Below are 7,203 nucleotides of genomic sequence, written 5' to 3'. Positions count from 1 at the left end.
TTATTAAAGTTTAAGAATATTAATCATTTTCTGATTCGATTGCTAAGAAAAAACCAGGAGACCACTCTGCAAGAATAACAAGTTTTTTACAATTAATTGGTCTACTCTTGAAACCAGTCAATAGCATTTTTTAAGTCCCCTGGAAGAGATTGATTGTATTAAGGTATAACAATATTAGTGCACATTAAATTCCTCTAGTAACATTTTTTCTGTTTGAGGCATGGTTAGACCTAAGTGCCAGCACCCCATTCCACCTAGTCCATATTGTCGAACTAGTCGAAACTTAACCAGTAAGCTGCGTGGGTCTTCAAACCACACTTCATGTAGATTTCCTTTATTGTCAACATAACGGAACCAAGGTGCAGCAGCATTCTCATTATAATGAACCGGACTTTGATATCCTGTGTATAAATCAATGGCATGTTGAGTGGAATAAGCATAACCTGATCGCTTATTAGTTCCTATAACCCAATCATATGCGTATTGAGGAATTCCAAGCATTAACTTTGATTTATCTACAACAGAAACTGCATAATTCAGTGTAGATTTCACTCTGTCTATCGGAGCAATTGGCCCTGAAGGTCCTCCCGGCCAATGCCAATCATATGTCATCAAAAACATTCTATCCAGGTATTTCCCAAGCGTTCGATAATCATAACCTGTAGAATAAGATGGCATTTGATCGCCTTCTTTTGGCGGAACAGCCATCATAATTTCCATTCCTGCCGGATGAAGCTTTGAAGCTAATTCCTTAATAAACTGGTTAAGGTTAGCCCGATCTTTTGTTTTTACCTGTTCAAAGTCAATTACTACTCCTTTGTAATCGTGACTATCTAAAAGGGAATATATATTATTGACAAATTTTTGTCGTAACCATGGCGAACTTATTAACTGATGAGTAAGATTAGGATCAAACCCCTTTTCACTTAAATTTGTAAGTGTGGCAAAAGGTGGAAGATTTTCTTTCCAAGCAATCTGATGCGCCTCGTTTTCTGGTGTTTCAATGATATTTCCTTGTTCATCGGACCTATACTCAAACACGAAAATACTAGTAAGAGTCTTTTTATAGTTATTCAGCATCCAAGCATTTGAATTCTTATCTTTTGGAACAAAATAAGTTCCAGTCCAAATATTCATTTTAGGCGGCCTAGGGATACTTAATTTCTGACCAGGGACAAGTACTCGACTCTTTAAATGATTTTGTCTCATTAATGTTATTTCACTAATTGCGTGACGATTAGCGATCTCCCAAATACTTTCACCTTGCTGAACAATATAAGTCGAACCAGGTATCATCATTGCCTGTCCAAGGACTAGGTGAGTATTCTTAGCTAAACCGTTCAGCTTAGCTAGGCCCTCTTCGTCTATTTTGTATTGTTTTGATATTTTGGTAAGGCTATCACCAGGTTTCACTTCATGGATGACTTGAGCAAAAGCGAAAATGGGAGTCATTAAAACCACACTAGCTAAAATTAACAAAAACAAAAGTTTCTTTATCATAGGAATCCTCCAATAATAAATTTTCTATCATAGTAATAGCTAAAATTGTTTTGAAACAGGCAATTCTTTAGTTTATGACCTTAAAAAACAATGGGCTGTTTAGTATTAATAGGATATAGTTTTCCGTCTAAGGCAAATGAAATTTTGCCCGTTTCTTCGGATACCACTAATGCTAGGGCGTCGCTTTTTTCTGATATCCCAAGAGCTGCTCTGTGACGTGTCCCCAGTTTTTTACCCACTATATTCTTTGTTGTTAAAGGAAGGACATTAGCTGCAGAAACCACTTCGTTTCCCTTAATTAAAACAGCCCCATCATGCAACGGGTTCCCTGGGTAAAAGATGGATTCCAATAATTTAGGCGTTACTAATGCTCCTATTGTCGTTCCTTTTTGAATAATAGGCTCAACGGAATCAACACGTTGAACTACAATCAGGCCACCGTGCCTATGTTTCGAGAGATTCTGAACAGTAGTGGATATATCTTCATAAGTATCAGTAAAAGATGATAAATAACAATTTAAGTAAAAAGAAGCAGCCATTGTTTCAATTTCAATTAAATGTTGTTTAACATCCTCGAGACTTCCCAATACACAATAATTTTCTTTACCAAGTATGTCTAAATTAGATTGCAATAGGAGAATTAGTTGTTGAATACCTTCTTCTAAATGTTGTTTCATCGGTGAAAAGTCACAATTATTGCTATCCATGCACGGATCCCTCCAAATACATTTTTATCCTGTAGGACTATTGAAAATTAAATTCCTATAGTAATATCTCCTCAATTTGTTGCATAGTGGTACCTAAATGCCAGCAGCCTAACTCTTCTTATCCATATTCTTTAAATAGCCTGAATTTAGTAAGTAGATTACAAGGGTCTTCAAACCACACTTCATGCTAAGTTCATCTAAACCAGGGGGAATCTGCCATTTTATCATAATAAATTTGACTTTCATGATTTATAAACTGATCCATTATAGTATTAGTAAGATGTTCTGTTAATATAAAATAGTAAATTAATCCAATAAAGACATATAAAAAAAGGATCCCATACTGAGGATCCTTAATGATATTGATTTTATTAAAAATCTGGAAATGGTACCTTTAAAAGACAGTATGTAATCATAAAAAAATCTATAATCAATAAAAAATTAACGAACACTTTCAAGAGATTCTTTTATTTCCAAATTGGTTATAATCGAGCTCATCCTCACTTATTAATTTCTGAATTTTTGATTTTTTCTCCACTGAAGTAACTAGGTAATTAATTATTGAATAGCTTTTTTTACCCATTCTGCTATTGTAACTGTACGTTTTGCCTGATGCTTAACGGCAGCTTGAACGGCAGAATGCTCCTCAACCATTTTCCCATTCTGATCAACAGTAACACTTGTTCCATATGGGTTTCCTCCAGCACCAAATATCACTTGATCAGTATATCCTGGAGTTGCAATAATCGCTCCCCAGTGATGCATCGTTGTATATAGCGATAATATGGTTGCCTCCTGTCCACCATGTCTGTTTTGTGCGGATGTCATAGCACTAACCACTTTATTTACAAGTTTCCCATTAAACCATAAACCACCTGTTGTGTCTAAAAACTGTTTCATCTGTGATGGCATATTACCAAAACGAGTTGGAACACTGAAAATTATTGCGTCTGCCCATTCTAAATCATCTAGTGATACTGTTGGAATGCATACTCCAACTTCCTCATAATAGTGCTTCCATGCAGGGTTAGCTTCAATAACTGATTGAGGAGCTAATTCAGGCACTGCTAATATTTTAACCTCTACACCAGTTTCCTTCGCCCCCTCAGCAGCCCATTGTGCTAACTGATAATTTGTACCTGTTGAACTATATAAGATGATTGCAAGATTTACATTAGACATATTGCCAATCTCCCTTTCATTTATAAATAATAAAATGAAAACTTCATTAGAAATTCAAATTTATGTTGCCCTTGCTTTTAATTTCAATCCTAAGTTTTACACCTTTCCTCATATTTTTTACCACAAAAAAATAATCGAAAGATTTTACGATTCGTTAAAAATAAAAAAACTAATCGGAAGTCTATCCGATTAGTTTTTTTATTGCACCCCAATGTGAGCTGCTTTCGCTCAATCAACAGGCAAGTTTAACACTGCCTGTATTTTATTTAAATACTTTAACACGGTCTTCTATTGGCTGGAATTGTTTCTCTTTAGGTGAAGCTGTCGGCTTACCAAATGGCATTTGGGCTATCATTTTCCAACTACTTGGAATTCTCCATTTCTTTTTGACTTCTTCGTCAATAAGTGGATTATAGTGTTGTAATGAAGCACCGAACCCTTCAATTTCCAACGAGGTCCATACTACATATTGAAGCATTGCATTTGATTGTTGAGCCCAAACAGGGAAATTTTCGGCATATGACGAAAATTGTTTTTGATAAGATTCAATTACTGCCATTTCTTCAAAAAATAATACGGTGCCATATCCACTTCCAAAGGCATTCATTTTTTCTTCAGTAGGTGCAAACTTTTCAGCTTGAACGATTTTCCTCAATGTTTCAGTTGTAATACTCCAAAAGTTAGTGTGATGTTCTCCTAATAAAAGAACTACTCTTTGGGCTTGAGTATTAAATTCTGATGGGGTATGCTTTACAGCATGATTTATTACCTCTTGAATTCTTTCATCAGATACCACTGGTTCACTGCTAATTCCATAAACGGTACGTCGTTCCTCTACTGCGGTATAAAAATCCTTCGATCCTGTCATTTCATCATCTCCTGCTCATTCTATTAATGTTTAATTTCAATATTCAAAATTCAATTTTAATAATTCCTCTGTTTAAAATTCTTTATACCAAAGGGATTTACAAGAAGTTATTTAGGTCGTTCTATTTCAAAAATCTCTCCAATTTTCGCATAATTATTACCAGCCAATCGGCTTACAGCGGCTAAGCCCCTAGGGTTTATTCTTCCCTTTTCATAAATTTCATTATCAATATGAAATTGAACCACTTTTCCAATAATTAAATCACTGCCAGGTGATTCCGAACCACCTAATTCTACGGAATGTTCTAAAACACATTCCATTCGGATTTTTGCTTCCTCTACTCCAGGAACAGAAATTTTTATGCTGTCAATAGGAGTTAAATTTGCTAACTCAATCTCACTCTGATCTGGAGGCAGGATTGCCGCTGTTTTATTTACTTTTTCAACATTTTGTTCATCCACAATATGGACAACAAATTCCTTGGCCTCGATGATGTTTCTCGCTGTATCCTTCTGTCTTCCTTCTGGCCGTTGAATCGCTAAAGATATCATTGGCGGATTAGCTGTAACAATATTAAAATAACTGAATGGTGCACCATTCAAAATACCATCTTTCGAAATCGTTGTGACGAAAGCAATCGGTCTAGGTATAATGCTTCCTATTAAAAATTTATAATTTTCTCTTTCGGTATTTGTGGCTGGGTCTATGGAAAGCATAGCAATCATTCCTTTTCGTGAATTAGTCTAATTCTCTCACTTCAAACGGAAACAATGCGCGCTCAATTTGTCCTCTATGAGGTTCATATTGTGAAGGCACCATCAATTTTTCTCCCATTGTTGCGTGTGTTTCATCATGAGCGAACCCTGGTGGATCTGTTGCAATTTCAAATAGAATTTCCCCATGTTCTCTAAAGTAAATCGCATTAAAGTAGTTTCTGTCTCTAACCGGGGTTACTCCATATCCATTTCTCTCTACAAATACCTTCCAATCCAATTGATCCTGGTCATCTTTTGCCCGCCATGCAATGTGATGCACTGTTCCTACACCCATTTGACCGCGTCCAATAGGCGTTAATTTTAGATCAATGATATTTCCGATATCGGCTGAGGAACGATAACGGGCGAAATCTCCTTCTTTTCCGATAAATTCAAATCCCATTACTTTTTCTAACAATTCCCCCGTTTTGTTAGGTTGTGCAGAAAATAGAGTTGCGCCGCCAAAACCTTTAATAGCAACTTCAGGAGTTACCCCTCCAAAAGTCCAAGAATTAACTTCCCCTTCTTCTCTTTCCACAATTTCCAAGTGAAGTCCATGCGGATCATCAAATTCTAAATATTGCTCTCCAAAGCGTTCCATTTTTGTGTACGAAACATTGAATTTTTCAAGTCTATTTTCCCAGAATTCCATGGCGCCTTTTGGAACTACATAAGAAGTAACCCCCACTTGACCATCTCCAATGATTCCTTGACGAGCCCCTACCCAAGGGAAAAAGGTGATAATCGTCCCCGGTTTTCCACCTTCATTACCGAAATAAAGATGATAAGTGCCAGGATCATCAAAATTTACAGTTTGTTTGACTAAACGCAAACCTAGAACCCCTGCGTAAAAATCTACATTCTCCTGTGGATGACCTACAATTGCAGTAATATGATGAATACCCATCGTTTTCTTAGTCATTTTTGTCACTCCATTATCGGAAGATTTTTTATTCTATAAATGAACAGTTGATTGATCCTTTTATTAATCTAATACCTAATGATTGTTTTGAACATTTGATACGATTTAACTCTGTTAAATTATTTATTTTTAATTCAATAATCTACAATTCGAGATATTTTGGAAAAATAAAAGTCTAACGCATATTGCCCAGGGCCCATAAAAGCAATAATAATGGAACTCACAATTATATCTCCAATTAAAATATCTCAAATTCAAGATAACTTTATTATAATAAATTTAAACACTTTGTCAACAATGTATTAAAAACTTCCATACCATTAAACCTGAATCTTACTCGGCGTAAGATCGGAACGTAATTAACTCATCCCTTACTATTCAATCAAAAAAATAAGAGCCAACAATTTTGTTGACTCTTCATAAATTTGCTATGCTATTAATTTGCCAATCAATTAAAAAGTATGAGCTAAATCTTTTGCTCTTGCAATTGCATTTTCTTTAATTTCTTGTGCTTTATCTGGCATTGCGTTATGTCCTTCTACAAATAAACCTTCAAAAGAAGGGACTCCGAAGAATTGCATCATCACATTTAGATAGCGGTGTCCCATTTCCATTTGAGCTGCAGGACCTTCTGAATAAATACCGCCACGAGCTTGAATATGTAGCGCTTTTTTATCCGTCAATAATCCTACAGGACCTTGTTCTGAGTATTTAAAGGTTTTACCTGCAACGGAAACAGAATCAAGATATGCCTTCATAACTGGTGGAAATGAAAAGTTCCATAAAGGTGTTACAAATACATATTTATCAGCTGAAATAAATTGATCAGATAACTCTGAAAGCCGCCCAACTTTAGCTTGCTCTTCAGAAGAAAGTTCCTCGAATCCTTTCCCAGATTGGAGTTTCCCCCATCCGCTAAATACGTCAGCATCAATATGTGGAATATTTCCCTTATAAAGGTCAATCGAAACAATTTCATCATTCGGATTTACTTCTTTATAAGTTTCAATAAATGCTTTTCCTGCTGCCATACTGAAAGATTGATTGTGATCAAGGGGATGAGCAGTAATGTACAATACTTTTGTCATTTTTCTCTTTCCTTTCATTCCTAATAGTTTTAGTTTTAAACTAAAATCATGTTATATTTCGAATTAAGATAATTTTAATTCGAAATAATAGTAATATAATTTAGAAGTTAATTCAACAATCTTGTTTATGTTTAAAAAGAATTCTTTCGTATCTCCCTGTTGCTGGCTGGCAGATTATTAT

Annotated in this window: 7 protein-coding genes; all 7 read right to left on the bottom strand. The window is 35.3% G+C overall.

What is annotated here, in order from left to right; all coding sequences use genetic code 11:
- Positions 1 to 174: 174 nt before the first annotated feature.
- Complete coding sequence (locus tag V7161_RS29665) at positions 175 to 1,500, bottom strand: glycosyl hydrolase family 18 protein (protein WP_335716360.1); 1,326 nt, start codon at positions 1,498 to 1,500, stop codon at positions 175 to 177.
- An 80-nt stretch (positions 1,501 to 1,580) separates the two neighbouring features.
- Positions 1,581 to 2,207 (bottom strand): sporulation-specific diadenylate cyclase CdaS, encoded by a 627-nt coding sequence (cdaS, locus tag V7161_RS29660; protein ID WP_335716359.1) that lies wholly within the window; start codon positions 2,205 to 2,207, stop codon positions 1,581 to 1,583.
- A 558-nt stretch (positions 2,208 to 2,765) separates the two neighbouring features.
- Positions 2,766 to 3,389, bottom strand: coding sequence for an NAD(P)H:quinone oxidoreductase (wrbA, locus tag V7161_RS29655; RefSeq protein ID WP_335716358.1), 624 nt, complete (start codon positions 3,387 to 3,389; stop codon positions 2,766 to 2,768).
- 262 nt (positions 3,390 to 3,651) lie between these two features.
- Positions 3,652 to 4,257, bottom strand: a complete 606-nt coding sequence (locus tag V7161_RS29650) for a nitroreductase family protein (RefSeq protein ID WP_335716357.1) — start codon at positions 4,255 to 4,257, stop codon at positions 3,652 to 3,654.
- A gap of 107 nt (positions 4,258 to 4,364) precedes the next feature.
- A complete protein-coding gene (locus V7161_RS29645) occupies positions 4,365 to 4,973 on the bottom strand; it encodes a flavin reductase family protein (protein WP_335716356.1) in 609 nt (202 codons plus the stop codon).
- 22 nt (positions 4,974 to 4,995) lie between these two features.
- Positions 4,996 to 5,934 (bottom strand): ring-cleaving dioxygenase, encoded by a 939-nt coding sequence (locus V7161_RS29640; RefSeq protein ID WP_335716355.1) that lies wholly within the window; start codon positions 5,932 to 5,934, stop codon positions 4,996 to 4,998.
- Positions 5,935 to 6,386: 452 nt separating this feature from the next.
- Positions 6,387 to 7,022: an FMN-dependent NADH-azoreductase gene (locus V7161_RS29635; RefSeq protein WP_335716354.1), complete on the bottom strand. Its 636-nt coding sequence runs from the start codon at positions 7,020 to 7,022 to the stop codon at positions 6,387 to 6,389.
- Between the last annotated feature and the right edge of the window lie 181 nt (positions 7,023 to 7,203).

The organism is Neobacillus drentensis (assembly GCF_036965425.1).
GTDB classification, from domain to species: Bacteria; Bacillota; Bacilli; order Bacillales; family Cytobacillaceae; genus Neobacillus; species Neobacillus drentensis_F.
The sequence above is the reverse complement of the archived record's forward strand: the minus strand, read 5'-3'. Positions and strand labels throughout refer to the sequence as shown.

Bases quoted from the DNA above. Each gene is read 5' to 3' on its own strand.
- V7161_RS29640 (WP_335716355.1), bottom strand. From the start codon at position 5,934: ATGACTAAGAAAACGATGGGTATTCATCATATTACTGCAATTGTAGGT.
- V7161_RS29645 (WP_335716356.1), bottom strand. From the start codon at position 4,973: ATGCTTTCCATAGACCCAGCCACAAATACCGAAAGAGAAAATTATAAA.
- cdaS (WP_335716359.1), bottom strand. From the start codon at position 2,207: ATGGATAGCAATAATTGTGACTTTTCACCGATGAAACAACATTTAGAA.
- wrbA (WP_335716358.1), bottom strand. From the start codon at position 3,389: ATGTCTAATGTAAATCTTGCAATCATCTTATATAGTTCAACAGGTACA.
- V7161_RS29665 (WP_335716360.1), bottom strand. From the start codon at position 1,500: ATGATAAAGAAACTTTTGTTTTTGTTAATTTTAGCTAGTGTGGTTTTA.
- V7161_RS29635 (WP_335716354.1), bottom strand. From the start codon at position 7,022: ATGACAAAAGTATTGTACATTACTGCTCATCCCCTTGATCACAATCAA.
- V7161_RS29650 (WP_335716357.1), bottom strand. From the start codon at position 4,257: ATGACAGGATCGAAGGATTTTTATACCGCAGTAGAGGAACGACGTACC.